At 71.8% G+C, this 25,317-nt stretch carries 22 protein-coding genes; 10 read left to right on the top strand and 12 right to left on the bottom strand.

All coding sequences use genetic code 11. The annotated features are described in order from the left end of the window. Positions 1-166 precede the first annotated feature (166 nt). The 4 genes from ACZ3I3_RS26065 to argG all read left to right on the top strand — a co-directional run bounded on the left by ACZ3I3_RS26065 (position 167) and on the right by argG (position 6,684). Positions 167-1,975, top strand: a complete 1,809-nt coding sequence (locus ACZ3I3_RS26065) for a methylmalonyl-CoA mutase family protein (RefSeq protein WP_467368907.1) — start codon at positions 167-169, stop codon at positions 1,973-1,975. Then, positions 1,975-4,167, top strand: a complete 2,193-nt coding sequence (gene scpA / locus ACZ3I3_RS26060) for a methylmalonyl-CoA mutase (RefSeq protein ID WP_467368905.1) — start codon at positions 1,975-1,977, stop codon at positions 4,165-4,167. The genes ACZ3I3_RS26065 and scpA overlap by 1 nt, the downstream gene beginning before the upstream one ends. Then, positions 4,164-5,156 carry a methylmalonyl Co-A mutase-associated GTPase MeaB gene (gene meaB / locus ACZ3I3_RS26055; protein ID WP_467368903.1) on the top strand — a complete coding sequence of 331 codons (993 nt, stop codon included), beginning with the start codon at positions 4,164-4,166 and terminating at the stop codon, positions 5,154-5,156. Before scpA ends, meaB begins: the two co-directional genes overlap by 4 nt. Positions 5,157-5,229: 73 nt before the next feature. Then, positions 5,230-6,684, top strand: coding sequence for an argininosuccinate synthase (argG, locus tag ACZ3I3_RS26050; protein WP_467368901.1), 1,455 nt, complete (start codon positions 5,230-5,232; stop codon positions 6,682-6,684). A gap of 70 nt (positions 6,685-6,754) precedes the next feature. Here argG and pntB read toward each other — a convergent pair whose 3' ends face one another. Then, positions 6,755-8,188: a Re/Si-specific NAD(P)(+) transhydrogenase subunit beta gene (gene pntB / locus ACZ3I3_RS26045; RefSeq protein ID WP_467368899.1), complete on the bottom strand. Its 1,434-nt coding sequence runs from the start codon at positions 8,186-8,188 to the stop codon at positions 6,755-6,757. A 6-nt stretch (positions 8,189-8,194) separates the two neighbouring features. Continuing rightward, positions 8,195-9,751, bottom strand: a complete 1,557-nt coding sequence (locus ACZ3I3_RS26040) for a Re/Si-specific NAD(P)(+) transhydrogenase subunit alpha (RefSeq protein WP_467368897.1) — start codon at positions 9,749-9,751, stop codon at positions 8,195-8,197. A gap of 219 nt (positions 9,752-9,970) precedes the next feature. On the opposite strand from ACZ3I3_RS26040, the gene ACZ3I3_RS26035 reads away from it, so the two are divergent. Next, positions 9,971-10,318 (top strand): hypothetical protein, encoded by a 348-nt coding sequence (locus ACZ3I3_RS26035; protein ID WP_467368895.1) that lies wholly within the window; start codon positions 9,971-9,973, stop codon positions 10,316-10,318. Positions 10,319-10,338: 20 nt separating this feature from the next. Here the strand turns inward: ACZ3I3_RS26035 and ACZ3I3_RS26030 are convergent, their stop codons facing one another. The 6 genes from ACZ3I3_RS26030 to ACZ3I3_RS26005 form a co-directional block, all read right to left on the bottom strand. Next, positions 10,339-10,791, bottom strand: a complete 453-nt coding sequence (locus tag ACZ3I3_RS26030) for a VOC family protein (RefSeq protein ID WP_467368894.1) — start codon at positions 10,789-10,791, stop codon at positions 10,339-10,341. A 64-nt stretch (positions 10,792-10,855) separates the two neighbouring features. Continuing rightward, positions 10,856-11,683 (bottom strand): helix-turn-helix domain-containing protein, encoded by an 828-nt coding sequence (locus ACZ3I3_RS26025; RefSeq protein ID WP_467368892.1) that lies wholly within the window; start codon positions 11,681-11,683, stop codon positions 10,856-10,858. Positions 11,684-11,692: 9 nt separating this feature from the next. Next, entirely contained in the window at positions 11,693-13,345 is a 1,653-nt protein-coding gene (locus tag ACZ3I3_RS26020) for a glycoside hydrolase family 13 protein (protein WP_467368890.1), read from the bottom strand. 25 nt (positions 13,346-13,370) lie between these two features. Continuing rightward, positions 13,371-14,204 (bottom strand): carbohydrate ABC transporter permease, encoded by an 834-nt coding sequence (locus ACZ3I3_RS26015; RefSeq protein ID WP_467368888.1) that lies wholly within the window; start codon positions 14,202-14,204, stop codon positions 13,371-13,373. Beyond that, positions 14,201-15,265 (bottom strand): carbohydrate ABC transporter permease, encoded by a 1,065-nt coding sequence (locus ACZ3I3_RS26010; RefSeq protein ID WP_467368886.1) that lies wholly within the window; start codon positions 15,263-15,265, stop codon positions 14,201-14,203. Before ACZ3I3_RS26010 ends, ACZ3I3_RS26015 begins: the two co-directional genes overlap by 4 nt. Positions 15,266-15,276: 11 nt before the next feature. Beyond that, positions 15,277-16,581: an ABC transporter substrate-binding protein gene (locus ACZ3I3_RS26005; RefSeq protein WP_467368884.1), complete on the bottom strand. Its 1,305-nt coding sequence runs from the start codon at positions 16,579-16,581 to the stop codon at positions 15,277-15,279. Positions 16,582-16,867: 286 nt separating this feature from the next. Between ACZ3I3_RS26005 and ACZ3I3_RS26000 the strand changes: the two genes are divergently transcribed. After that, a complete protein-coding gene (locus ACZ3I3_RS26000; RefSeq protein WP_467368882.1) occupies positions 16,868-17,935 on the top strand; it encodes a LacI family DNA-binding transcriptional regulator in 1,068 nt (355 codons plus the stop codon). 120 nt (positions 17,936-18,055) lie between these two features. Continuing rightward, the gene (locus ACZ3I3_RS25995; RefSeq protein ID WP_467368880.1) at positions 18,056-18,868 is read left to right on the top strand and encodes a class I SAM-dependent methyltransferase; all 813 of its coding nucleotides are present in this window, start codon (positions 18,056-18,058) and stop codon (positions 18,866-18,868) included. Here the strand turns inward: ACZ3I3_RS25995 and ACZ3I3_RS25990 are convergent. Next, positions 18,755-19,342 (bottom strand): Fur family transcriptional regulator, encoded by a 588-nt coding sequence (locus ACZ3I3_RS25990; RefSeq protein ID WP_467368878.1) that lies wholly within the window; start codon positions 19,340-19,342, stop codon positions 18,755-18,757. The two genes, ACZ3I3_RS25995 and ACZ3I3_RS25990, sit on opposite strands and share 114 nt — an antisense overlap. A 207-nt stretch (positions 19,343-19,549) precedes the next feature. On the opposite strand from ACZ3I3_RS25990, the gene ACZ3I3_RS25985 reads away from it, so the two are divergent. From ACZ3I3_RS25985 to ACZ3I3_RS25975, 3 genes are all read left to right on the top strand, one after another. Further along, positions 19,550-20,992, top strand: coding sequence for a family 43 glycosylhydrolase (locus ACZ3I3_RS25985; protein WP_467368876.1), 1,443 nt, complete (start codon positions 19,550-19,552; stop codon positions 20,990-20,992). A 79-nt stretch (positions 20,993-21,071) separates the two neighbouring features. Continuing rightward, positions 21,072-21,980: a polysaccharide pyruvyl transferase family protein gene (locus ACZ3I3_RS25980; RefSeq protein WP_467368874.1), complete on the top strand. Its 909-nt coding sequence runs from the start codon at positions 21,072-21,074 to the stop codon at positions 21,978-21,980. Between the two features lie 150 nt (positions 21,981-22,130). Further along, positions 22,131-22,451: a DUF3040 domain-containing protein gene (locus ACZ3I3_RS25975; protein ID WP_467368872.1), complete on the top strand. Its 321-nt coding sequence runs from the start codon at positions 22,131-22,133 to the stop codon at positions 22,449-22,451. 57 nt (positions 22,452-22,508) lie between these two features. Here ACZ3I3_RS25975 and ACZ3I3_RS25970 read toward each other — a convergent pair whose 3' ends face one another. From ACZ3I3_RS25970 to ACZ3I3_RS25960, 3 genes are read right to left on the bottom strand one after another with little or no spacing between them, the layout of a single operon-like run. Further along, the gene (locus ACZ3I3_RS25970) at positions 22,509-23,405 is read right to left on the bottom strand and encodes a glycosyltransferase family 2 protein (protein ID WP_467368870.1); all 897 of its coding nucleotides are present in this window, start codon (positions 23,403-23,405) and stop codon (positions 22,509-22,511) included. After that, complete coding sequence (locus ACZ3I3_RS25965; RefSeq protein ID WP_467368868.1) at positions 23,402-24,283, bottom strand: glycosyltransferase family 2 protein; 882 nt, start codon at positions 24,281-24,283, stop codon at positions 23,402-23,404. Before ACZ3I3_RS25965 ends, ACZ3I3_RS25970 begins: the two co-directional genes overlap by 4 nt. A gap of 13 nt (positions 24,284-24,296) precedes the next feature. After that, the gene (locus tag ACZ3I3_RS25960) at positions 24,297-25,274 is read right to left on the bottom strand and encodes a glycosyltransferase family 9 protein (RefSeq protein WP_467368866.1); all 978 of its coding nucleotides are present in this window, start codon (positions 25,272-25,274) and stop codon (positions 24,297-24,299) included. Positions 25,275-25,317 lie beyond the last annotated feature (43 nt).

Genomic DNA, 25,317 nt, shown 5'->3' with positions numbered 1-25,317 from the left:
CGCTCCTTGTCGTGAGGCGGCTCCCTGGCGGAGGCTGCTCCCTGTCCGGTCCGGTTGCCTTGTGTACGTCTCCCCTCAGGGGAGATCGGGATCACAGAAACGGCGAGGGAAAGGTCACAGCCTCGTCCACTGCTGCTCCTCTGTGTCCGTGTCCTAGCATCCGAGCATGACGGTCCTGCCTGACGACGGGCTCGAGCTGGCCGGCGACTTCCCTGATGTGCCCCATGAGCAGTGGCAGCGCCTTGTGGCGGGTGTGCTGCGCAAGTCGGGCAAGGAAGTGGAGGGCGCCGAGGCCGAGGAAGCCCTGTCCACCGCGCTGGAGGACGGGTTGCGCACCCGGCCTCTCTACACCGCGCACGACACCGCGCCCGAGCCGGGCCTGCCCGGATTCGCTCCCTTCGTGCGGGGCGGCCGGGCCGAGGGGAACACGCTCGGCGGCTGGGACGTACGGCAGCGGCACACGGTGGCCGACGGCGGCGCGGTGCTCGCGGATCTGGAGAACGGCGTCACGTCCCTGTGGCTGGCCGTGGGTGAGGGCGGCATCCCGGTGCCGGAGCTCGGCCGGGTCCTCGACGGTGTCCACCTCGACCTCGCCCCCGTCGTCCTCGACGCGGGGCGTGAGACCGAGCCCGCCGCGCGGGAGTTGCTGCGGCTGTACGAGGAGCGCGGTGTCGCCCGGGAGGCGGCGCGCGGCAATCTGGGCGCCGACCCGCTGGGCCAGGAGGCCCGGAGCGGGCAGCAGGGCGACGTCGCTCCGGCGGCGGAGCTCGCGCGGCTGTGTGCCGAGGAGTACCCGGGGCTGCGGGCCCTGACCGTGGACGCGCTGCCGTACCACGAGGCCGGCGGCTCGGCCGCCCAGGAGCTGGGCTGCTCGCTGGCCACGGGAGTCGCGTATCTGCGGCACCTCACCGAGGCCGGGCTGAGCGTCGAACAGGCCTGTGCGCAACTGGAGTTCCGGTACACGGCGACCGCCGACCAGTTCCTGACGATCGCCAAGCTGCGGGCCGCGCGCCGGCTGTGGGCGCGGGTCGCCGAGGTCTGCGGGGCGCCGCGCGCGGGGGCACAGCTCCAGCACGTCGTGACGTCCCCGGTGATGATGACGCGCCGCGACCCGTGGGTGAACATGCTGCGCACCACCATCGCCACACTGGCCGCCGGGGCGGGCGGGGCCGACTCGGTCACCGTGCTGCCCTTCGACCACGCCCTCGGCCTGCCGGACGCGTTCGCGCGCCGCATCGCCCGCAACACCTCCACCATCCTCATCGAGGAGTCGCACCTCGCCCGGGTGATCGACCCGGCGGGCGGCTCCTGGTACGTGGAGCGCCTCACCGACGAACTCGCCCACGCGGGCTGGGAGTTCTTCCGGCGGATCGAGCGGCTGGGCGGCCAGGCGGCGGCCCTGCGGTCGGGGGACCTCGCGCAGGACCTGGCCGAGACGTGGCAGGCCCGCCGTAAGAAGCTTGCGAAGCGGCGCGAACCCGTCACGGGCGTCAGCGAGTTCCCGCACCTCGCGGAGAAGCCGGTGGTCCGCGAGAGCGCGCCCGAGCCGCCGTCCGGCGGGCTGCCGCGGGTGCGCCGCGACGAGGAGTTCGAGGCGCTGCGCGCCCGCTCCGACGCCCATCTCGCCGCGACCGGCTCGCGGCCCCGGATCTTCCTCGCCGCGATCGGCCCGGCCGCCGCGCACACCGCGCGCCTCACCTTCGCCTCGAACCTCTTCCAGGCGGGCGGCATCGAGCCCGTCACGGACGGCACGTTCGAGGACAGCGGCGCGACGGAGGCCGTGCTGTGCTCCAGTGACGCGCTGTACGAGGAGAAGGCTTCGGAGGTGGCCGCCGAACTGCGGTCGGCCGGCGCCTCGCACGTGTTCCTCGCGGGCCGTCCCGGGCAGTACGCCGGTGTCGACGCGTACGTCTTCGCGGGCTGCGATGCCGTGGCCGTGCTCTCCGCGACCCTCGACCGCATGGGAGTGTCCTGATGACCGCCCCCTCCGACCGTTCCGTCCCCGACTTCTCCGGGATCGAGCTGGGGACCCCGTCCTCGGACGGCGGCCCCGACGAGTGGCGTACGGCGGTCAAGAACGCCTCCGGCGGTGACGACCTGCTGTGGGAGACCCCGGAGGGCATCGCGGTCAAGCCGCTGTACACCGGGCGTGACCTGGAGGGCCTGGACTTCCTGGAGACGTATCCGGGCGCGGCACCGTATCTGCGCGGCCCGTACCCGACGATGTACGTCAACCAGCCCTGGACGATCCGCCAGTACGCCGGTTTCTCCACGGCCGAGGAGTCCAACGCCTTCTACCGGCGCAACCTCGCGGCCGGGCAGAAGGGCCTGTCGGTCGCCTTCGACCTGCCCACGCACCGGGGCTACGACAGCGACCATCCGCGCGTGACCGGTGACGTCGGCATGGCGGGCGTGGCGATCGACTCGATCTACGACATGCGGCAGCTGTTCGACGGGATCCCGCTGGACAAGATGACGGTGTCGATGACGATGAACGGCGCCGTGCTGCCGGTGCTGGCGCTGTACATCGTCGCCGCGGAGGAGCAGGGCGTACCGGCGGAGAAGCTGGCGGGGACCATCCAGAACGACATCCTCAAGGAGTTCATGGTCCGCAACACCTACATCTATCCGCCGAAGCCGTCGATGCGGATCATCTCCGACATCTTCGCCTTCACCTCGCAGCGGATGCCGCGCTACAACTCCATCTCCATCTCCGGCTACCACATCCAGGAGGCGGGCGCGACGGCCGACCTGGAGCTGGCGTACACGCTCGCGGACGGCGTGGAGTACATCCGGGCGGGCCGTGAGGCCGGTCTGGACGTGGACGCGTTCGCGCCCCGGCTGTCGTTCTTCTGGGCGATCGGCATGAACTTCTTCATGGAGGTCGCCAAGCTGCGGGCGGCGCGGCTGCTGTGGGCGAAGCTGGTGAAGCAGTTCGACCCGCAGAACGCCAAGTCCCTGTCCCTGCGCACCCATTCGCAGACCTCCGGCTGGTCGCTGACCGCGCAGGACGTGTTCAACAACGTGACGCGCACCTGCGTGGAGGCCATGGCGGCCACCCAGGGCCACACCCAGTCGCTGCACACCAACGCCCTCGACGAGGCGCTGGCCCTGCCCACCGACTTCTCGGCGCGCATCGCCCGCAACACGCAGCTGCTGCTCCAGCAGGAGTCCGGCACGACCCGCGTGATCGACCCGTGGGGCGGCAGCGCGTACGTGGAAAAGCTGACGTACGACCTCGCCCGGCGGGCCTGGCAGCACATCCAGGAGGTCGAGGCCGCGGGCGGCATGGCCAAGGCCATCGACGCGGGCATTCCCAAGCTGCGCATCGAGGAGGCCGCGGCCCGCACCCAGGCCCGGATCGACTCCGGGCGGCAGCCGGTCATCGGCGTCAACAAGTACCGCGTCGAGACCGACGAGCAGATCGACGTCCTGAAGGTCGACAACTCCTCGGTGCGGACGCAGCAGATCGAGAAGCTGCGGCGGCTGCGCGCGGAGCGGGACGAGACGGCGTGCCAGGACGCGCTGGACGCGCTGACCCGGGCCGCCGGCGGCGAGGGCAACCTGCTGGAGCTGGCGGTGCGCGCGGCCCGCGCGAAGGCGACCGTCGGGGAGATCTCCGACGCCCTGGAGAAGGTGTACGGCCGGCACGCGAGCCAGATCCGTACGATCTCCGGCGTGTACCGCAACGAAGCAGGGGAGTCCCCGTCCGTGGACCGCACCCGAGCCCTGGTCTCCGACTTCGAGGAGGCCGAGGGCCGCCGCCCGCGCATCCTGGTCGCGAAGATGGGCCAGGACGGCCACGACCGCGGCCAGAAGGTGATCGCGACCGCCTTCGCCGACCTCGGCTTCGACGTGGACGTCGGCCCGCTGTTCCAGACCCCGGCCGAGGTGGCCCGGCAGGCCGTCGAGGCGGACGTGCACATCGTCGGCGTCTCGTCGCTGGCGGCCGGTCACCTCACGCTCGTCCCGGCGCTGCGCGAGGCGCTGGCCGAGGAGGGGCGTGAGGACATCATGGTCGTGGTCGGCGGTGTGATCCCGCCACAGGACGTGCCGACACTGCTGGAGATGGGCGCGGCGGCGGTCTTCCCGCCCGGGACGGTGATCCCGGACGCGGCGTACGACCTGGTGAAGCGGCTGTCGGACGGACTCGGGCACGACCTGTGATCGATGTCGACGCGTATGTGAAGGGCGTACTCGACGGGAAGCGGGCGATCGTCGCCCGGGCCATCACGCTCGTCGAGTCGACCCGCCCCCAGCACCGGGTACTGGCCCAGGAGTTGCTGACCGCGCTGCTGCCGCACAGCGGCCGGGCCCGGCGGATCGGGGTCAGCGGGGTGCCGGGCGTGGGCAAGTCGACGTTCATCGACGCGTTCGGCTCGATGCTGACGGGGCTCGGGCACCGGGTGGCGGTGCTCGCCGTCGACCCGTCCTCCAGCCGTACCGGCGGCTCGATCCTCGGCGACAAGACGCGCATGGAACGGCTGGCCGTGGACCCGGCGGCGTTCGTCCGCCCCTCCCCCACCGCGGGCACGCTGGGCGGGGTCGCCAAGGCCACGCGTGAGTCGATCGTGGTGATGGAGGCAGCGGGCTATGACGTGGTCCTGGTGGAGACGGTCGGCGTCGGGCAGTCCGAGACCGCGGTCGCGAACATGGTCGACTCCTTCCTGCTGCTCACCCTCGCCCGCACGGGCGACCAGCTCCAGGGCATCAAGAAGGGCGTCCTGGAACTGGCCGACGTGATCGCCGTGAACAAGGCGGACGGGCCGCACGAGCGCGACGCCCGTGCCGCCGCGAGGGAGCTGGCGGGCGCGCTGCGGCTGATGCACGGCAAGGACGCGTTCTGGACGCCGCCGGTGCTGCACTGCAGCGCCCGCGAGTCGTCCGGCCTGGACACGGTGTGGGAGCGCCTGGAGCAGCACCGCACCCTGCTGGACTCCACGGGCCGCCTGACCGCCAAGCGCCGCGACCAGCAGGTCGACTGGACCTGGAGCATGGTCCGCGACGAACTCCTCGGCCGGCTGCAGGCCGACCCGGCGGTACGGGCTCTGGCGCCCGTGCTGGAGCAGCGGGTCCGGGAGGGTGAGCTCACCCCGACGCTGGCCGCCGAGCGGATCCTCGGCGCGCTCGGCGGTGGCTCCGAGGCGGGTTCCTAGACCGGAAACAACCGGAACGGCGATTTCGCATACCCGGCTTGCATGACTATGCAAAGTGATACATACTCTTTCTATGTCCAAGGTCCTCACCTCCCTGCCCGCCGGCGAGCGCGTCGGCATCGCCTTCTCGGGCGGTCTCGACACCTCCGTCGCGGTCGCGTGGATGCGCGACAAGGGCGCCGTCCCGTGCACCTACACCGCCGACATCGGCCAGTACGACGAGCCCGACATCGCGTCGGTGCCCGGCCGTGCGAAGACCTACGGGGCCGAGATCGCGCGTCTGGTCGACTGCCGTGCCGCGCTGGTCGAGGAGGGCCTGGCGGCGCTGACCTGCGGCGCGTTCCACATCCGCTCGGGCGGGCGGGCGTACTTCAACACCACGCCGCTCGGCCGTGCCGTCACGGGCACGCTGCTGGTGCGCGCGATGCTCGAGGACGACGTCCAGATCTGGGGCGACGGCTCGACCTTCAAGGGCAACGACATCGAGCGGTTCTACCGCTACGGCCTGCTCGCCAACCCGCACCTCAGGATCTACAAGCCCTGGCTGGACGCGGCGTTCGTGACCGAGCTCGGCGGCCGCAAGGAGATGTCGGAGTGGCTCGTCGCGCACGGGCTGCCCTACCGCGACAGCACGGAGAAGGCGTACTCCACCGACGCCAACATCTGGGGCGCCACGCACGAGGCGAAGACCCTGGAGCACCTGGACACCGGCGTCGAGACCGTCGAGCCGATCATGGGCGTGAGGTTCTGGGACCCCGAGGTCGACATCGCCACCGAGGACGTGACGATCGGCTTCGAGCAGGGCCGCCCCGTGACGATCAACGGCAAGGAGTTCTCCTCCCCCGTCGACCTGGTCATGGAGGCCAACGCCATCGGCGGCCGGCACGGCCTGGGCATGTCGGACCAGATCGAGAACCGGATCATCGAGGCCAAGAGCCGCGGCATCTACGAGGCCCCGGGCATGGCCCTGCTGCACGCCGCGTACGAGCGTCTGGTCAACGCGATCCACAACGAGGACACCCTCGCCCAGTACCACACCGAGGGACGGCGGCTCGGCCGGCTGATGTACGAGGGCCGCTGGCTGGACCCGCAGGCGCTGATGATCCGCGAGTCGCTCCAGCGGTGGGTCGGCGCGGCCGTCACCGGCGAGGTGACGCTGCGGCTGCGGCGCGGTGAGGACTACTCGATCCTCGACACGACCGGCCCGGCGTTCAGCTACCACCCGGACAAGCTGTCCATGGAGCGCACCGAGGACTCCGCGTTCGGCCCGGTGGACCGGATCGGTCAGCTCACCATGCGCAACCTGGACATCGCCGACTCCCGCGCCAAGCTGGAGCAGTACGCCGGCATCGGGCTGATCGGCACCGGCAGCCCGACCATCGGCGCCTCCCAGGCGGCCGCGACCGGGCTGATCGGCACCATGCCGGAGCTGCCGCAGGGCGGCGCCGAGGCCATCGCCTCCCGGGGCGCGGTCTCCGAGGAGGACGCGTGGCTGGACCGCGCCGCGATGGACTCCGGCACGGACTGAGCCCACGAAGGGATCCGAAAGGCCGGCTCGACGGTGTCGAGCCGGCCTTCGCGTTCGGATCCCCGGTGGGTCAGCGGGACGTGCCCGCCATCTCCCGGACCGGTGCGTCCAGGGCGTCGAGGCTGCGCAGGATGTCCTCCACGCGCTGCTTGGCGTCGCCGAAGAGCATCTGGCTGTTCTCCCGGAAGAACAGCGGGTTCTGCACACCCGCGTACCCGGCGGCCATCGACCGCTTGAAGACGACGACGTTGGCCGCCTCCCACACGTGCAGCACCGGCATGCCGGCGATGGGGCTGGCCGGGTTGTCGGTGGCGGCCGGGTTGACCGTGTCGTTGGCGCCGATGACCAGGACGACCGAGGTGTCGGCGAAGTCGTCGTTGATCTCGTCCATCTCCAGGACGATGTCGTAGGGCACGTTCGCCTCGGCGAGCAGCACGTTCATGTGCCCGGGCAGCCGGCCGGCCACGGGGTGGATGCCGAAGCGCACCTCGACGCCCCGCTCGCGCAGCTTGCGCGCCAGTTCGGCGACCGGGTACTGGGCCTGGGCGACCGCCATGCCGTAGCCGGGCGTGATGATCACCGAGGAGGCGTCCCGCAGGAGTTCCGCGGTCTCCTCCGCGCTGATCTCCCGGTGCTCCCCGTGCTCGCCGTCGTCGGCAGCCGCCGCCGGCGTGCCGAAGCCGCCCGCGATCACCGAGAGGAAGGAGCGGTTCATCGCCTTGCACATGATGTACGACAGGTAGGCACCGGAGGAGCCGACCAGCGCGCCCGTGACGATCAGCAGGTTGTTGGCGAGCAGGAAGCCCGAGGCGGCGGCGGCCCAGCCGGAGTAGCTGTTGAGCATGGAGACGACCACCGGCATGTCACCGCCGCCGATGGAGGCGACCAGGTGCGCGCCCAGGGCGAGGGCGATGACGGTGACCGCGATGAGGAGACCCATGTTCGGACGGGCGACGAACGCGACGGTGAGCGCGACGAAGGCGACCAGGGCACCGATGTTCAGGACGTGCTTGCCGGGCAGCGTGAGCGGGCGCGAGTTGATGCGCGCCGAGAGCTTCAGGTACGCGACGACGGAACCCGTGAACGTGACGGCGCCGATGAACACGCCGATGAACACCTCGGCGTGGTGGATGCCGAGCAGCGAACCGGTGAGCTCGGCGTCGACGTCGAGGTAGCCGTTCCAGCCGACGAACGCGGCGGCGAGGCCGACGAGGCTGTGCATGATGGCGATCAGCTCGGGCATGCCGGTCATCTCGACCACCCGCGCCCGCCACAGTCCGATGCCCGCGCCGATGGCGGTGGCGACGGCGATCAGCACGAGACCGGTGGCGGTGATGTCCTCCGACGCGAGGCCGACGGTGGCGGCCAGCGCGACGACCATGCCCGCGATGCCCCAGACGACTCCCGAGCGGGAGGTCCGGTGCTGCGAGAGCCCGGCGAGGCTGAGGATGAACAGCAGCGCGGCGACGACGTAGGCGGCTTCTGAGGCCGTGACTGTGGTCATCCGTGATCAGCCCTTCGAGAACATGCCGAGCATCCGGCGGGTGACGGCGAATCCGCCGAAGATGTTGATGCTCGCCAGCAGGATCGCGGCGAACGACAGCACGGTGACGGCGGTGTTCCCGTGCCCGATCTGGAGCAGCGCGCCGACCACGACGATCCCGGAGATGGCGTTGGTGACCGACATCAGCGGGGTGTGCAGGGCGTGGTGCACGTTGCCGATGACGTAGAAGCCGATGACGATCGCCAGCACGAACACCGTGAAGTGGCCGATGAGTTCGCTCGGCGAGAAGGCCGTCACCGCGAACAGCGCGAGCGCCCCGGCGGCGACGAGGGCGTACGAGGACCAAGCCGGGCGGGAGGGCTTCGCCGGTGCCTCGGAGGGGGTCGGTTCCGGCTCCTTCACCCCGCCCGGGGCAGGTGCGGCGGACACCTGGACCGGGGGCGGCGGCCAGGTCTTCTCGCCGTCGCGGACCACGGTCATCGACCGCTGCACCACGTCGTCGAAGTCCAGGACGAGCCGGCCGTCCTTGCCCGGGGTCAGCAGCTTCATCAGGTTGACGACGTTGGTGCCGTACAGCTGCGAGGCCTGGGCCGGGAGCCTGCCGGGCAGGTCGGTGTAACCGATGATCGTCACGTCGTTGTCGGTGACGACGGCCTTCCCGGCGACCGTGCCCTCGACGTTGCCGCCCTGGGCCGCCGCCATGTCGACGATCACGCTGCCGGACTTCATCCGCGCCACGTCCTCGGCGGTGATCAGCCTCGGCGCGGGGCGGCCCGGGATGAGCGCGGTGGTGATGATGATGTCGACGTCGGCGGCCTGCTCGGCGTACAGCTGCGCGGCGAGCCGGTCGTAGTCCTCCGAGGTGGCCCTCGCGTAGCCGTCGGTGCTCACCTCCTGCTCGACGCCCACCGTCAGGAACTCACCGCCCAGCGAGCGGACCTGCTCGGCCACCTCGGGCCGGGGGTCGGTGGCGCGGACCACGGCGCCGAGGCTGCGGGCCGCTCCGATCGCGGCGAGCCCGGCCACCCCGGCCCCGGCCACGAGCACCTTGGCGGGCGGCACCTTGCCGGCGGCGGTCACCTGGCCGGTGAAGAACCGGCCGAAGGCGTGCGCGGCCTCGACCACGGCCCGGTACCCGGCGATGTTCGCCATCGAGCTGAGCACGTCCAGGGACTGGGCGCGCGAGATGCGCGGCACGGCGTCCATGGCGAGCACGGTGATCGGCCGCCGCGCCAGCTCGTCGACCAGTTCCGGGTGCAGCGCGGGGCCGATGAGGGCGATCAGCGTCGCCCCGTCCCGCAGCCGGCCGATCTCCTCGCTGGAGGGGCCGTTCACCTTGAGCACGATCTCCGCCTGCCACGGGTCGCCGAGCCGCGCTCCGGCCTCCTCGTAGGCCGCGTCGGAGAAGCGGGACGAGGCTCCCGCCCCCGGTTCGACCACCACCTCGTAGCCGAGCGCGGCAAGTCTTCCCACGGTGGCCGGCGTCGCCGCCACCCTGGTCTCGCCCGCAGTGGACTCGGCGGGTATGCCGATCCGCTGGGGTTCCGGTTCCGCTGGGACCATCGTCTGCCTCTCCGTCGTTGGGGTGCCTGTCCTCCTTGGTGCCCGCATCCTGCACCCTCGACGCCGCATAGGCGGCGGGCCGTGGTCACATGGCCGACGAGGTCGTCCTCACATCACCGAGGGGTTGCCGTGAGGCGCATTCAGGGGTAGCGGTGTGTGTCCAGTGGGGCGGAAGGTTCTTCTGATGCGTCACGGCGGCGCCGGGCGCAGACTGAACCCGTGAGCAGCACGCGCCCGGGGCACGGCGGGACCGCGGCACGGCTTCGTCCTCGCGCCACCTCCCGCGGCATGCCCGCCGGCGACGCGGACGCCGTGGCCCGGGACATCACCGAGTCGGTCACGGGCAACGGCGACTCCCGGCCGCCCACCGGCACCGGCCCCGCCGCCGAGGCGACACGGGACGCCATGGGTGCCGTCCGCATGGACTTCGCCGAGGCCAACCAGTGGGTGTTCCACGGCATGGCCATCGCCCTGGGCATCGGCTTCCTGTGCGCCCTGCGCCACCCGGGCGGCCGGGTGTCCACGACGGCGGCGGAGCAGGGCGAGCCGGTCGGGCAGACACGCTGACCGCCCGTACGGCGCACTCGTCAGGTGAACAGGTCGGTCGTGCGCCTCTGGATCTCCTGCGGGGTCAGCTCCTCGATCGTCTGGGAGATCATCCAGAGATGGCCGAACGGATCGGCGAGACGGCCGCCGCGCTGCCCGTAGTGCTGGTCGGCGACCGGATACACCACGCTCGCCCCGCCCCGCAGCATGGCCTCGGCCACGGCGTCGGCGTCGGACACGTCCAGCGCCATGATCACCGGGCTGCCGCCGAGCGAGTCGGGCGCCGGGTCGCTCTCGTCGGCGTCCTTGACCGCGATCACCGCGCCGCCGAGCCGCAGCATGGCGTGCACGATCTTCCCGTCGGGGTCGGTGTACCGCTCGATCTCCTCGGCGCCGAACGCGGTCCGGTAGAAGTCGATCGCCCGGGGTCCGTCGGAGACCACGAGGCGGGCGTAGAGCCGGGTGAGGGACGGAGTGCCGTTTGTGTTCGTCATGCCTTCACGATGGCCGGTCCGGGCTGCCGTGGATTGTAGAAAACGGTCGGCCGGGCAGGACCCGTCAGCCGCCGAGCGGAACGTGGTTGCGTTCCCGGGGTGAGCGCGGCGCGTACGCGGTCGGGGTGATCCCGGCGAGCGCGCGGAACTCGTGGATCAGATGCGCCTGGTCGTGGTAGCCGCACTCGGCGGCCAGGAGCGCCCAGTCCGGCTCCCCGGACCCGGCGTTCACACGGCCCAGCAGCCGCTGGAAACGCCGTACCCGCGCATACCGCTTCGGCGGGAGTCCCAGCTGTTCGGTGACCCTGCGGGCCAGCCGCCGGGAGGTCCAGCCGAGCCGGTCGGCGACCTCGCCCACCGGCGTTCCGCGGTCGAGCAGCACCGCGGCGAGACGGATGGCCGGGTCGGGCTCCAGGGGACGTTCCGACCGCCGCAGAAGGACCGTCTCCAGCTCCCCCAGACATGCGTGCGGGCCACCGGCGGCAATGGCCTCCAGCAGCCGCTCGCGCAGCACCGCGCCGTCCGTGCCCCACAGCTCGTCGAGCCCGGCGAGCCGGTCGCGGACCGCGCTGACCGGAACGGTGAGGAACGGATACGCCCCCGCGGGCCGGAACGCCACCCACAGGACCGCGCGCTGCTGCGCCGGGTCGATCACCGACGGCGCCGTGTACGGCCCCTGCAGGGCCGCACCCCGGGTACGGCTGTCCGACGGGCCCAGGGCGTCCCCGTCGAGGTTCACCAGCAGCTGCGCCCCGCCCGTCGGCAGGGACAGCTCGGCGGGGTGCGCGAACCGTCCCTCGACATAGCCGAGGGCACCGATCAGCGGCGCGAGCCCCGCCGCCGACGGCCGGACCGTGAGCGAGACGGGAATCTCCTCCGCCGTGCGAGCCATACGCCCAGCCTAGGATCCCCGCCGCACCTCCAGCCACACCGCCTGGTCGGGCCCCAGCAGGCCGTCCTCGAGCGGCCCGCTGGTCAGGAGCAGCTCGGTGTGTGCGGGCAGCTTGCACGGCTCCGTCGAGAGGTTGACCAGGCACAGAAACCCCGGCTCGCGGCTGAAGGACAGCACCCCCTCCGGGGCGTCCAGCCAGGTCATCGAACCCTCTCCGAGGGCGGGGTGTTCGCGGCGGATGCGCAGGGCCGTGCGGTAGAGCTCCAGCATGGAGGCGGGGTCGCCGGTCTGGGCCTCGGCGCTGAGCGCGGCCCAGTCGGCGGGCTGCGGCAGCCAGGGGTCGGCCATGGTGTCGTCGGGGCTGAAACCGTAGGGAGCGGCCTGGCCCGACCAGGGGATGGGCACGCGGCAGCCGTCACGGCCGCGGTCGGTGTGGCCCGAGCGCTCCCAGATCGGGTCCTGGAGGGCGGATTCGGGCAGGTCCTCGACTTCGTGGAGGCCGAGTTCCTCGCCCTGGTAGACGTAGGCGCCGCCGGGCAGGGCGAGCATCAGCAGGGCGGCGGCCCGGGCACGCCGGGTGCCGAGCTCCAGGTCGAGGAAGCCGTCGGGTTCGAACCGCGCGTTGGCCATCCAGCTCCGCGCGGCGGTACGGCCGTAGCGGCTGGGGTGGCGCATCACGTCGTGGTTGGACAGCACCCAGGTGGCGGGGGCGCCGACCGAGCCCAGCATGGCGAGGGAGTCGTCGATGACCGCGCGCAGGTCCTTGGCGTCCCAGCCGCACATGAGGAAGTCGAAGTTGAAGGCGGTGTGCAGGCCGTCCCGGCGGACGTACGCCGCCAACCGCTCCGGTGTGTCGGCCCAGGCCTCGGCGACGAAGGAACGGTCGCCGGGGAACTCGTCGGCGACCTTGCGCCAGGCCCGGTATATCTCGTGCACCTCGTCACGGTCCCAGTGCGGGTGGTCCAGGTGCTGCCGGACCGGACCGTCCGCCTCGTCGTGGCGGGGCGGCAGGTCGGGCAACTCCGGGTGTTTGATCAGGCCGTGGGCGACGTCGATGCGGAAGCCGTCGACGCCCCGGCTGAACCAGAACCGCAGGATCGACTCGAACTCGGCCCGCACTTCGGGGTGTTGCCAGTTGAGGTCGGGCTGCTGGGGTGCGAACAGGTGCAGGTACCAGTCGCCGTCGGGCAGCCGGGTCCAGGCCGGGCCGCCGAAGCAGGACACCCAGTCGTTGGGGGGCCGGCTGCCGTCGGGTCCGCGGCCGGGGCGGAAGACGTAGCGCTCGCGTTCCGGGCTGCCCGGCCCGGCGGCCAGCGCGGCCTGGAACCAGGCGTGCTGGTCGGAGGTGTGGTTGGGCACGATGTCGGGGATGACGCGGATCCCGTGCGCGTGCGCTTCGGCGATGAGCTGCTCGGCGTCGGCGAGGGTGCCGAAGCGGGGGTCGATGGCGCGGAAGTCGGCGACGTCGTAACCGTGGTCGGCCATCGGCGACTTGTACCAGGGGTTGATCCAGATGGCGTCCACGCCGAGGGACTTCAGATACGGCAGGCGGGAGCGGATGCCGGCGATGTCGCCGACACCGTCGCCGTCGCCGTCGGCGAAGCTGCGGATGTAGACCTGGTAGATGACGGCACTGCGCCACCAGAGGGCGGTGGGCGACACGTGGCTCCTTGTGGAAGTCGGGTGGTTACTTCGCGGCACCGGCCGTGAGCCCGGCGACGATACGGCGCTGGAACAGCAGCACCATCACGACCAGCGGAATGGTCACCACGACGCCCGCTGCCATCTGGCTGCCGAACGGCGTCTGGTACGTCGTCGCCCCCGAGAACTTGGAGATGGCGACGGTCGCGGTCTGCATGCTCGGCTTGTTGGTCATCGACAGGGCGATCAGGAACTCGTTCCAGGCGGCGATGAAGGTGATGATCGCGGTGGTGAAGATGCCCGGCGCGGCGAGGGGGACGATGACCTTGCGGAAGGCCTGGCCGCGGGTGCAGCCGTCGACCATGGCGGCGTGTTCCAGTTCGTCCGGCATCTGCCGGAAGAACGTGGTCAGGTTCCACACCGCCAGCGGCAGCGTGAACGACATGCTGGGCACGATCATGGACTGGTAGGTGTTGATCCAGCCGATGTCGGTGAACAGCTTCAGCAGCGGCACGACGATCGAGACCACCGGGAACATCGAGGTGGCGATGATCAGCGTGAGGATCAGCCGCTTGAAGCGGAAATCCAGCCGGGCCATCGCGTACGCGGTGAACGTGGCCAGCAGCAGCGACAACGCGGTCGTGATGCCCGCGACGATCAGGCTGTTGAGCAGCGCCCTGGTGAAGCCCTGGCCCGGGCTGAACACGGATCGGTAGTTCTCGAGCGACACCGCGGAGGGGAACAGGGAGGTGCTGAAGATGTCGCCGGTGCTGCGGAGGCTGGAGACCAGCATCCAGTAGAAGGGGGCCAGACAGTAGGCCACCACCAGGGCGATGCCCAGGTAGGGCAGCCGCTGCCGCCACTTGGCCGTGAGGGTCATGCCGTCACCTCCCGGACGCGGCGGCGCGGCGTTCTGACGGCGTGGCTCTTGCGTTTCTTCGTCCCGCCCGCGCCCCCGATGAAGTCGGCGCCGAGCAGCCGTACGAAGGCGAGCGCGATGAGGAAGACGTAGAGGAAGAGGAGCACCGCGTAGGCGGAGGCCGGTCCGAAGCGGACGTTGGACGCCTCGTTCTGCGCGAGCATCGACAGCGTCTCGACGGAGCCCTTCTGGGCGCCGATGAGGATGTAGGGCAGGTCGAACATCCGCAGCGCGTCCAGGCAGCGGAACAGCACCGCGACCATCAGCGCGGGCTTCACCAGCGGCAGGGTGATGCGCCAGAACTGCTGGAGGGCGCTCGCCCCGTCGAGCCGGGCCGCCTCGTAGACCTCCTTCGGGATCACCTGGAGGCCGGCCAGGACCAGCAGGCCGATGAAGGGGGCGGTCTTCCACACGTCGGCGATGACCACCGCGATCTTGGCGGAGAACCCGTCGGCGGTCCACAGGACCTGGTGGCCGATGAGGACGTTGGCGATCCCGTCGGCGTTGAAGATCCACTTCCAGAGCAGTCCGGAGATGGCCGTGGGGATCGCCCAGGGGACGAGGATGCTGGCCCGCACCACGGCCCGGCCCCGGAAGGCCCGGTGCATGATGAGCGCCATGGCGACGCCGATCACGGTCTCCAGCGACACCGTGACGACGGTGAAGAAGGTGGTGTTCCAGAAGGCGTTCCAGAAGCGGTCGCCGGCCTGGGTGAAGATGTCGGTGTAGTTCTTCAGCCCGACGAACGGTTCGGTGTTGCTGATGAATCCGGTCTTCGGGTCCAGCCCCTTCGGGCCGTACAGGGACTCGTCGAGTGCCATCAGCGTCGGGTAGAGCACGACGACCGTCAGCACCAGCAGCGTCGGGGAGACGAGGAGCGCGGCCAGGCGGCCGGTGCCCGCGGTGGCCCGGGGGCGGCGGCGCCGGGGGCGTTCGGGTGCCGGGGGCCGCCCGGGGCGGCGGGCGGCCGCCGTCCCGGGCGCGTGCGGGGCGGTGTCGGGCGGGATCGCGGTGCCGGCCATGACCCGCGGCCTCACTGCGCCGTCAGCTTCTGAAGGTCCCCCTGGAGGTCCTTCAGCGCCTGGGAGCTGCTCTTCTTGCCGGTGAGCGCGGCGTAGACCTCGTTCTGGATCGCGGCGGTCACGTCCCCGTACTGCACGACGCGCGGGCGCGGCACGGCCTTCGTGATCGACTGCTTGAGGTCGGGCAGGTACGGATACTGCTTGTCCAGGGACGCGTTGTCGTAGAGGTCGGCGTAGGGCGGGGCGAGGGAGGCGTTCTTGAGGAAGTAGGTCGCGCTCTCCTCGCTGGTGAAGAACTTCATGAAGTCCAGTGCCGTGGCCTTGTTCTTGGCGAAGGACGACAGGGCCAGGTTGGAGCCGCCGAGGCTGGAGGCGCCGGGGCCGTTCAGGCCGGGCAGGGGTGCGACGGCGAACTTGCCCTTGATGGCGCTCTTCTGGGCGAGGGAGTACACGTAGGGCCAGTTGTTCAGGAAGATCAGCTTGCCTGCCTGGAAGGCCTGGCGGCCGTCCTCCTCCTGGTAGGTGATGGCCTCCTTCGGGATCGTCTTGTCCTTGAAGGAGTTGACGAGGAAGTCCAGGCCCTTCTTGGCCTGCGGGGTGTCGACGTCGGGCTTGCCGCCGGCATCGACGATCTTGCCGCCGGCGGAGTTGACGGCCTCGGCGAAGTTCACCGTCAGTCCCTCGTACTTCTGGAACTGCCCGGCGTAACAGGACATGTTCTTCGCCTCGGGGAGCTTCTTCACCTTGGCGCAGTCGGCGGTCATCTGGGCCCACGTGGTGGGGGACTGGGTGACGCCGGCCTTCTTCAGCAGGTCGGTGCGGTAGAACAGCAGGCCGCCGTTGGAGCTGGCGGGGACGGCGTAGAGCTTGCCGCGGTACTGGGCGGTCTGCACGACCGGCTGGAGCATCTTGCCGAGCGGGAACCGGCTCGCGGGCAGCGGCTCGATCCACTGGTGGGCGGCGAACTCCGACGTCCACACGACGTCGGTGGCGAGCACCGTGTAGGCGTCGGACTTCGTCTCCGCGTTCTGGATCATCTGCTGGCGCTGCGAGTCGGCGTCCGTGGGCAGCTGGATGAAGGTGACCTTCTCCTTGGGGTGCGCCTTGTTCCAGCGGTTGATGATCGTCTGGACCGTGCCGGTGGTGTCCTTGCCGGCGACGTACGTGATGGGGCCGCGGCCCTTGAACGACGCGGCCCCGGCCTGCGCGGACTGCCCTGAGCCACTGCCGCCGGACGAGCCGCAGGCGGTGAGGAGGAGTCCGGCGGCGGTGAGCGCTGCGGAACACTGAATCGCTCTGGCGGTGCTGGTCTTCACTGTCTCTCCTGGTCGTGATGGACCGAAGTCGTGTCTCTTCCCCCGGGATGGCTTTGGTCATGAGATTGCGTTGCCACGGCATTCCGCTGATAAAAACCGCAGTTCACAGCAGATAAGAGGCGTCCCTCCGGGGCGACTTCGAACCTGTCGAGACAACGTTTGCACGCTAGGAGTGCCGGGCCGGGAAGTCAATGCGTTGCGACGTGGTAAGAAGGCAAGAATCAGGTGAGACAGCGCTGTCACCAAGTGCCATGGAGCGCAGGGTTGCTGTGCTAGCGTCCGGCGCATGCCACCAGGTCAGCGGCACCCCACGATGGCTGACGTCGCCGAACGGGCCGGGGTCTCCACCTCCACGGTCTCGCGCACGCTGCGCGGGCTGTCCACCGTCTCGCCCGAGGTCCGCGCCCGCGTCGAACAGGCCGCACGGGAGCTGAACTTCGCGGTCTCGCGCCATGCGGCGAGCCTGGTGACGGGCAGGACGTGCAACGTCGCGGTGCTGGTGCCCACGCTCAGCTCGTGGTTCGTGGGCGCGGCCCTGTCGGGTCTCGCCCTCGTCCTGCGGGCGGCCGGCATGGAACTGACGGTCTATGTGATCCCCGGCATGGCCGAGCGCACGGCGTTCTTCGAGCATCTCCCCGCGCGGCGCAACGCGGACGCGCTGCTGGTGTTCTCCTTCGACCTCACCGAGGAGGAGACCGCCCGGCTGGACAGCCTCGGCATGCCGGTCGTCTACGTCAGCCAGCACGTCGACGGCCGCCCGAGCGTCTACGTCGACGACGTGGCGGGCGCCCTGCGCGGCACCCGGCACCTGCTCAACCTCGGCCACCGCCGGATCGCCTACGTACGGACGGTGGGCACGGGCGGCTTCTCCTTCAGCTCGCAGGAGCGGCTGGTCGGTTACCGGCAGGCGCTGGCCGAGGCGGGCCTGTCCCCGGACGACGACCTCGTGGTCGCCACCCCGGCGGGCGACAAGCGGGGCGCCGCCGAGGCGGTCGGCAGGCTGCTGGGGCTGCGGGAGCCGCCCACCGCGGTCTTCGCCGAACAGGACGAGGTGGCCGTCGCCGTGATCTGGACGCTGCGCGCGACGCGCGTCGAGGTACCCGGGCAGGTGTCGGTGATCGGCTTCGACGACCAGCCGGTGGCCCAGTGGTTCGATCTGACGACCGTGGCCCAGTCGCCCTCGGCCATCGGCCGGGAGGCCGGCGCGCTCGCCCTGTCACTCGTCAACGACCCCGGCGGGGACCGCGAGCGGCACGTCGTGCTGCCCACCCATGTACTTCCCCGGACGACCACCGCCCCGCCTCCCGCGCCGCGCGACACGGCCGAGGAGCCGTCCCGGCCGCCGTCGGCCTGACGGCAGTCGCAGACCTGACGGCAGTCGCAGACCTGACGGCAGTCGCAGGCCTGGACGGCAGTCGCCGTGCCCGCCGGACGCCCCCGGCCTAGACTCGGCCGAAACGAGGGGCGGTTGCGTATGACCACCGGAGAGAACACCGTGGGGGACGTCTTCAGCGCGGGAGCGCGGGAGTTCCACAGCTGGTCCCGGGTGTTGTGGGACCCGGTCGGCGAGGCGACGGCGGACGTGGCAGGCCTGACCGTCGGCGAGTCGGTGCTGGACGCCTGCTGCGGGGCGGGGGCGTCGGCGCTGCCGGCCGCGCGGGCCGTGGGGGCGGCGGGCCGGGTGGATGCCGTCGATCTCGCGGACGGGCTGCTGGCGATCGGGGAGCGCCGGGCGCGCGAGGAGGGCCTGGCGAACATCCGCTTCCACCGCCACGAGGTCACCTCGTGGCCCGCGCCCGGCCCCGGCTACGACGTCGTGCAGTGCGGGCTCGGGGTGTTCTTCTTCCCGGACATGGACCGGGACTCGGCCGCGCTGACGCGGATGCTGCGTCCCGGGGGCCGGTTCGTCGTGACGGTCTGGGAGAAGGGCGCGCTCGGCGGCTGGCAGGCGGCGCTGCGGGGCGCGGTCCTGACGCAGCGCGATCTGCCCCGCCCGCCCCAGATGGACCAGCTGGCCCGGATCGACACCGCCGGCGCCCTCGCGGCCTGGCTGACGGACCTGGGTGGGAGCGAACCCCGGGTCGTCCGGCGGCACTTCGAGGCCCCGCTGTCCCCGGAGACGGGGTGGGCGCTGACCACCGGCAGCGGGACGCGCCGGATGCTCGACGGGCTGTCACCGGCCGCCGTCGAGCGGGTGCGGGCCGAGTTCACCGCCCGGCTCACCGCCGACTCGGTCACCGACCTCGACGTACGCGTCCTGACGGGGACGGCCCGCTTCGCCGGCTGACCGGCCGGCCGGGCGGGGCGGCGGGCAGGAGGCCGCGGCCGGCCCGCGCCCGCAGGGGCCGCAGACGCCGCTCAGTTCGAGGGTGTGCTCCAGCTCCGTATAGCCCGTGGTCTCGGCGAGCCGGGCGGCCCACTCCTCGACGGCCTCCGCGTCCACGGGCCGGCTGCGCCCGCAGCGGCGGCAGATGAGGTAGTGGCGGTGCCCGCCGGCCGGACGCCCCAGGTAGAGCCGCTCGCCGCCCTCGTCGCGCACGACGTCCACCAAACCGGCGCGGTCCAGTTCGCGCAGGGTGCGGTAGACGGTGGTGAGCCCGACGGTGCTGCCGGAGTCGGCCAGCAGCGCGTGCAACTCCTGCGCGGAGACGAACTCGCGGCGGCGGCCGAGGGCCTCGAGCACGGCCCGGCGCTGCCACGTACTGCGCAGTCCCGGCGTATGGAGGCGCTCCACGGCAGGGCTCTCCTCCGTTTCGCCCATCACTGGACTCCTTGCTCGGCCGGCACGGTCATCGGCCCCCCATGCTAGATGAACATGATTTTCACCGCGATGACCGACTCGGACCGGCCCCTGTGCCAGCGCCTGCGCAAACCGTTGACGGAGGTAAGAGCCCCACTTATCTTCTGACCGAATTCACGAACTGCGTTCGAAATGTCGGACACAGTGGCCCCCTTTTGGAGAACTCCCTTGAGACGCACTGCCGTCCGGCTGCTCCTGGCCGCCCTCGTCGCCCTCGCGACCTGCCTGACGGGCGCGCCCGCGCACGCCGCCGTGCCCGACTCCCCCGCCGTCACGTACACCAACCCGATCGCCGAGAAGCGGGCCGACCCGCACATCTTCAAGCACACCGACGGCTACTACTACTTCACGGCGACCGTCCCCGAGTACGACCGCATCGTGCTGCGCCGGGCGACGACCATCCAGGGGCTCAAGTCGGCCCCCGAGACGACGATCTGGACCAAGCACGCCAGTGGCGTGATGGGGGCCCACATCTGGGCGCCGGAGATCCACTTCATCGACGGCAAGTGGTACGTGTACTTCGCGGCGGGCGCCACGAACGACATCTGGGCGATCCGCATGTACGTCCTGGAGGGCACGGGCGCCAACCCGCTCACCGCCGCCTGGACCGAGAAGGGGCAGATCAAGACGCAGTGGGAGAGCTTCTCCCTGGACGCCACCACCTTCGTCGTGAACGGCGTGCGCTACCTGGCCTGGGCGCAGCGCGACCCGTCCGTGAACAACAACACGGACGTCTACCTCGCGAGGATGGCCAACCCCTGGACGATCACCGGCACTCCGGTGATGCTGACGCGGCCCACCTACTCCTGGGAGACGGTCGGCTTCAAGGTCAACGAGGGCCCGGCGGTGATCCAGCGCGGCGGCAAGGTCTTCATGACGTACTCCGCCAGCGCCACCGACAGCAACTACTGCCTGGGCATGCTCACCGCCTCCGCGAGCGCGAACCTGCTCAGCCAGGCGTCCTGGAGCAAGAGCCCCACCCCGGTCTTCGCCAGCAGCGCCGCGACCAGCCAGTACGGCCCGGGCCACAACTCCTTCACCGTGTCCGAGGACGGAAAGAGCGACGTCCTCGTCTACCACGACCGCAGTTACAAGGACATCAGCGGCGACCCGCTGAACGACCCCAACCGCCGCACCCGTGTGCAGAAGGTCTACTGGAACGCCGACGGCACCCCGAACTTCGGCATCCCCGTGGCCGACGGGGTCACCCCGCAGCGCTTCTCCTCGTACAACGTCCCGGACCGGTTCATCCGCCACTACGACTACCGGGCCCGGATCGAGGCGAACGTCACCAAGCTCGCCGACTCGCAGTTCCGGGTCGTGCCCGGACTGGCCGGCAGCGGCACCGTCTCGCTGGAGTCGGCGAACTTCCCCGGGTACTACCTGCGGCACAAGAACTTCGAAGTGTGGCTGGAGAAGAACGACGGCAGTGCGCAGTTCGCGTCCGACGCCGCCTTCCACCGGCGCGCCGGGCTGGCCGACCCGGCGGGCGTCTCGTACGAGTCGTACAACTACCCGGGGCGCTACGTCCGCCACTGGGAGTACCTGCTGAACGTGCAGGCGGTGAGCACGGCGACCGATCGCGCGGACGCCACGTTCTACGCCCAGTGACCAGGGAGTCGTTGCCCGTAATGCCCTGATTGTCTTCCCGGTGGGCGGGCACTCAGGGCGTGTGCACATTCAAGACGGCATGCGACCGCGCAGGGTTCTGCTGACCGGGTGGTTCAGCTTCCGGGACGGGGAGGCGACCGCCGGGGACGTGCTGGCCCTGCGCCGGGTGGAAGACGTACTGCTGGGCACAGGCATCCCCTACGACGTCGCCTGGAGTCCCGGCTTCCGGCCCGAGGCCCTGCATCTGGACCGGCTGTGGCCGGAGGACTACTCCCACCTGGTGTTCGTGTGCGGCCCGCTGCACGGGCCGCAGATCGAGGAGCTGCACCGGCGGTTCGCGCACTGTGTGCGGATCGCCGTCGGCACCTCGGTGATCGACCCGGCCAGCCCGGCCGTGACCGGCTTCCACCGGGTGCTGCCCCGGGACGGGCCGGACAGCGAGCCGGTGGAGGACCTCGCGGCCCGCGCCCCGGACGCGCCCGCCCGGCCGGTCGTCGGGGTGATCCTCACGCACGGGCAGCAGGAGTACGGGGAGCTGCGGCGGCACGCGCAGGTCGCCGAGGAGGTGACGCGCTGGCTGGCCGCCAAGGACTGCGGCCGGCTGGAGCTGGAGACGCGGCTCGACACGCACGACTGGCATCTCAGTGCCACCCCCGCGCAGCTCCAGTCCGTGCTGGCCCGGCTGGACCTCGTCGTCACCGACCGGCTGCACGGGCTGGTCATCGCGCTGCGGGTCGGCACCCCGGTGCTGGCCGTCGACCCGGTCGAAGGCGGCGCGAAGATGACCGCGCAGGCCCGGGCCTGCGGCTGGCCCGCGCTGGTGCCCGCCGAGCGGCTGGACGTGCGGCAGCTGGACCGCTGGTGGGACTGGTGTCTGACCGGCGGCCGGGTCGCCGCCCGGCAGATCCGGGACGGGTTCCGTGAGGGCACGGTGCCGGACAGCGCGGACCGGCTCGTCGAGGCGCTGGCGCGGCCGGGCCCCGGTTAGTTCCCGGGTTTCACGGGGCACCCGCTTGTACGTCCGCCGCTGTACGTCCCCCCGTCGCACGTCCCCCGCCTGTACGTCCCCGTGGTACGTCCCCGTGGTACGTCCCCCCCGGGAGGAGAGACGGTCCGGCCGCCCGGAAGGAGAAAGCGCGTGTCCATCGGCCGACTTCCCGAGAACGAGCAGCGCATCCTCGACGAGATGGAACGCGCGCTGCGCCGCGACCGCCGCCTCGACCGCCGGCTGCGCACCCTGCGCCTGAGCCGCCGCCCCGATCCCGCCCGGCTGCTGGCCCGCCTCGGCTCCTACCGCCCCCGTGTCTTGACCGTGGCGGTCCTGCTCGCGGTGTCGGCCGGGCTGATGGTGGCCGGGATCGTCACCTCCGAGCCGGGGGTGATCTGGGCCTTCGCCGCCTTCTGGCCGCCGACGCTGTTCGCCCTGTTCCGGCTGATGTGCCGGTGGTGCGGGGGCTGAGGGCCCGCCGCTGATCCGACGGGCTGAACCCGCACCCCGCGTCGTGGGGGTGCGGGTTCAACCCGTGTAGCGGCGGGCCTTCGAGGCGCGCTGGGCCGGTTCCAGCAGGCGCAGGCGGGACTCGACCTCGTGCGGGAGGACGCGGCGTTCGCGCAGCACCCACGGGAGGGCGGCGGCGGCCTCGGCGAAGGCGCGCAGGGACGCGGTGTCGCGCGGCACCGTGCGGGCCAGGTCCACGGTCCGGCGCAGGGCGGGACCGGCCGGGCGGCGCAGCCAGGTGAACCACAGGGTGTTGCGGATGCCGTAGGACCGGCGCAGGGTGGCGTCCCGGGCCACGGACGGGTGGTGGTGCACCACCAGGTGGTCGGCGTACGTCAGCCACCATCCATCGGCCGCCAGGTCCGCGGCGAGCAACTCCTCCTCGCCGCCCAGCCACAGCCGCGGATGGAAACCGCCCGCCGTCCTGAAGGCCTCGGTGCGCAGCACGGTCGCGGCGGCGAGGAACGAGCCGAGGGCCGGCCCGGGCAGCCAATCGGGCCCGGGGACGGGCGAGTTGCGCAGTTCCTCGACGATCGGGTCGTCGGTGCCGTCCGGTTCGACGACGATCCGGGCCGTGACCGAGCCCACGGCCGGGTACCGGTCGAGCAGGTCGGCGGCCCCCGCCAGCGATCCCGGTGCCCACCAGGAGTCGTCGTCGCAGAAGGCGATGTAGGGCGTACGGACCTGCCGGATCGCCAGGTTGCGGCCCACGGCCCCGAGGTTGCGGCCGGGCCGCAGCAGCCGGACCCAGGGGTGACTGCGGGCGACGGCGTCGGCCGTGCCGTCCGTGGAGCCGTTGTCGGTGACGATCACCGGTGGCTTCTCCGGCAGTTCGGCGAGCCGGTCGAGCGTGCGCAGCAGCTCCCGGCGCCGGTTGTGGGTGATGACGACGACGGTGGTACGGGGGTCGGTCATGCGGCGGCTCCCTCCAGCAGGCGCGCGGCCCGCTCCACGTGCGGCGGCAGCGGCCTGCGGTCGCGCAGGGCCGCGGGCAGCCGGGCGAGCGTCCCGCGCAGGGCCTGCCGGGCGTGGTCGTCGTGCCGGGCCTCGGCGGCGAGGGCCCGGGTGCGGGCGAGTGCGTAGGGCACGGGGCGGCGCAGCCAGGCGGTGAGGAGTTCGTTGCGGCGCTGGACGACAGGCCGGCCGGTGCGGACCGAGGGCGCGGGGTGGTGGTGGGCGATGATGTCCGGGCAGTGGGTGACGCCCCAGCCGCGGGCCGCCATGTCGTAGGCGAGGAGGGTCTCCTCACCGCCGAAGAACAGCAGCCGGTGGAATCCGCCCGCGTCGAGATAGGCGCTGCGGCGGACGACGGATGCGCAGGCCAGGAAGCCCAGGACCTGGGTGCCGGGCAGGTCGGCGGCCGGCCCGAGGGGCGAGGCGGCGAGGACCTCGTTGAGCGGGTCGGGGTCGGCGGTGGGCCCGACCAGGGTGCGGGCGGCGATGAGGCCGAGCCGCGGATGCTCCTCGAAGAGGCGGGCTGCCCTGGTCAGGGCGCCGGGCGCCCACCAGGAGTCGTCGTCGCTGAACGCCACGTAGGGGGTGTCCAGGGCGCGGGCACCGTGGTTGCGGGCCAGGGCGCCGTGGTTGAACGGCAGCGCCAGGACCTGGACCTGTGGGAAGTCGCGGGCGAGCATGACGCGTGTGTCGTCGGTGGAGGCGTTGTCCGCGACGAGGATCCTGGGTCGTTCGGGGAGGGTGACGAGGTGGCTCAGGGCCTCGGCGAGGGCGGCGCAGCGGTTGCGCGTGGCGATGACGATGCCCACGGGCGTGGCGTCCGGGTACGGGATGGTCATCGTGCGGTGCCCCTCACGGGTGTCGGGTGCCGGGAAGTTCGTCGACGGCGCGCAGGACGTCGTCGGGGGTGATGCGCAGCAGCGCGGGGTCGGGGCGGCGCCCGTGCGGGTCGCCCTCCGGGCCGTACCACAGCGCGCGGTGGCGCGGGCCGGGCGGCGGGCCCCAGCGGCTCGGCGCGACCGGGCCGAAGAGGGTGACGGAGCGTGTGGCGTGGGCGACGGCGAGGTGGGCGATGCCGGTGTCGCCGCTGATCACGGCGTGCGCGTCGGCGACGAGGGCGGACAGCCGCCCGAACGGGAGGCCGCCGCCGAACACGTCGGTGTCGGGCACACCGGCCTGCTTGGCGAGCCGGGCCACCAGGTCGCTCTCGTCCGGGCCGCCGGTCACCACGACCCTCAGGCCCCGGGCGCGCAGCCCGTCGGCGACGGCCGCGTACCGCTCGACGGGCCAGCAGCGGGCGGGTGAGCCGGCGCCGGGGTGCAGCACGACCGCGCCGGGTGCCGGGGAGGCGGTGCCCGGCCGGGGCAGGTGCAGGTCGGCCGGGTCGGCGTCGATGCCGTACGACTGGAGCAGCCGGCACCAGCGGTCGCGTTCGTGTTCCTCCGCGTACCAGGGCGGGCCGTCGATCTCGGGCGTGTCCGGGTGGGCGAAGGCGAGCAGCTTCAGCGGACGCAGGCCCGTGAGCAGCCGGTGGCTGGGCGGTCCGTTGCCGTGCAGGTCGACGGCGACGTCCGGCGGCGGGCCGCTCCAGTCGAGCGCGCGCGGCACGCCCCGCCCCGGCGCGGAGGCGGGCAGCAGCCGGTCCACGGCCCCCGTCGCCTCGGCGACCGGTTCGAGCTCGGCGGGGGCGGCCAGCACGAGTTCATGGTCCGGGTAGGCCCGCCGCAGCGCGCGCAGGGCCGGGACCCCGGCGAGGAGGTCGCCGAGGCCCAGGGCGCGCAGGACGAGGAGGCGGGGGGACTTCGGATCAGGTGCCGTGTCCGGTGTCATGCCAGCAGACTGCCTCGTGCCCTCCGCGTCTGCCCCCACAGTC

This window comes from Streptomyces sp. NPDC016851 (assembly GCF_055562795.1).
Note: the sequence above shows the minus strand (reverse complement) of the source record. Positions and strands in the feature narration are given on the sequence as shown.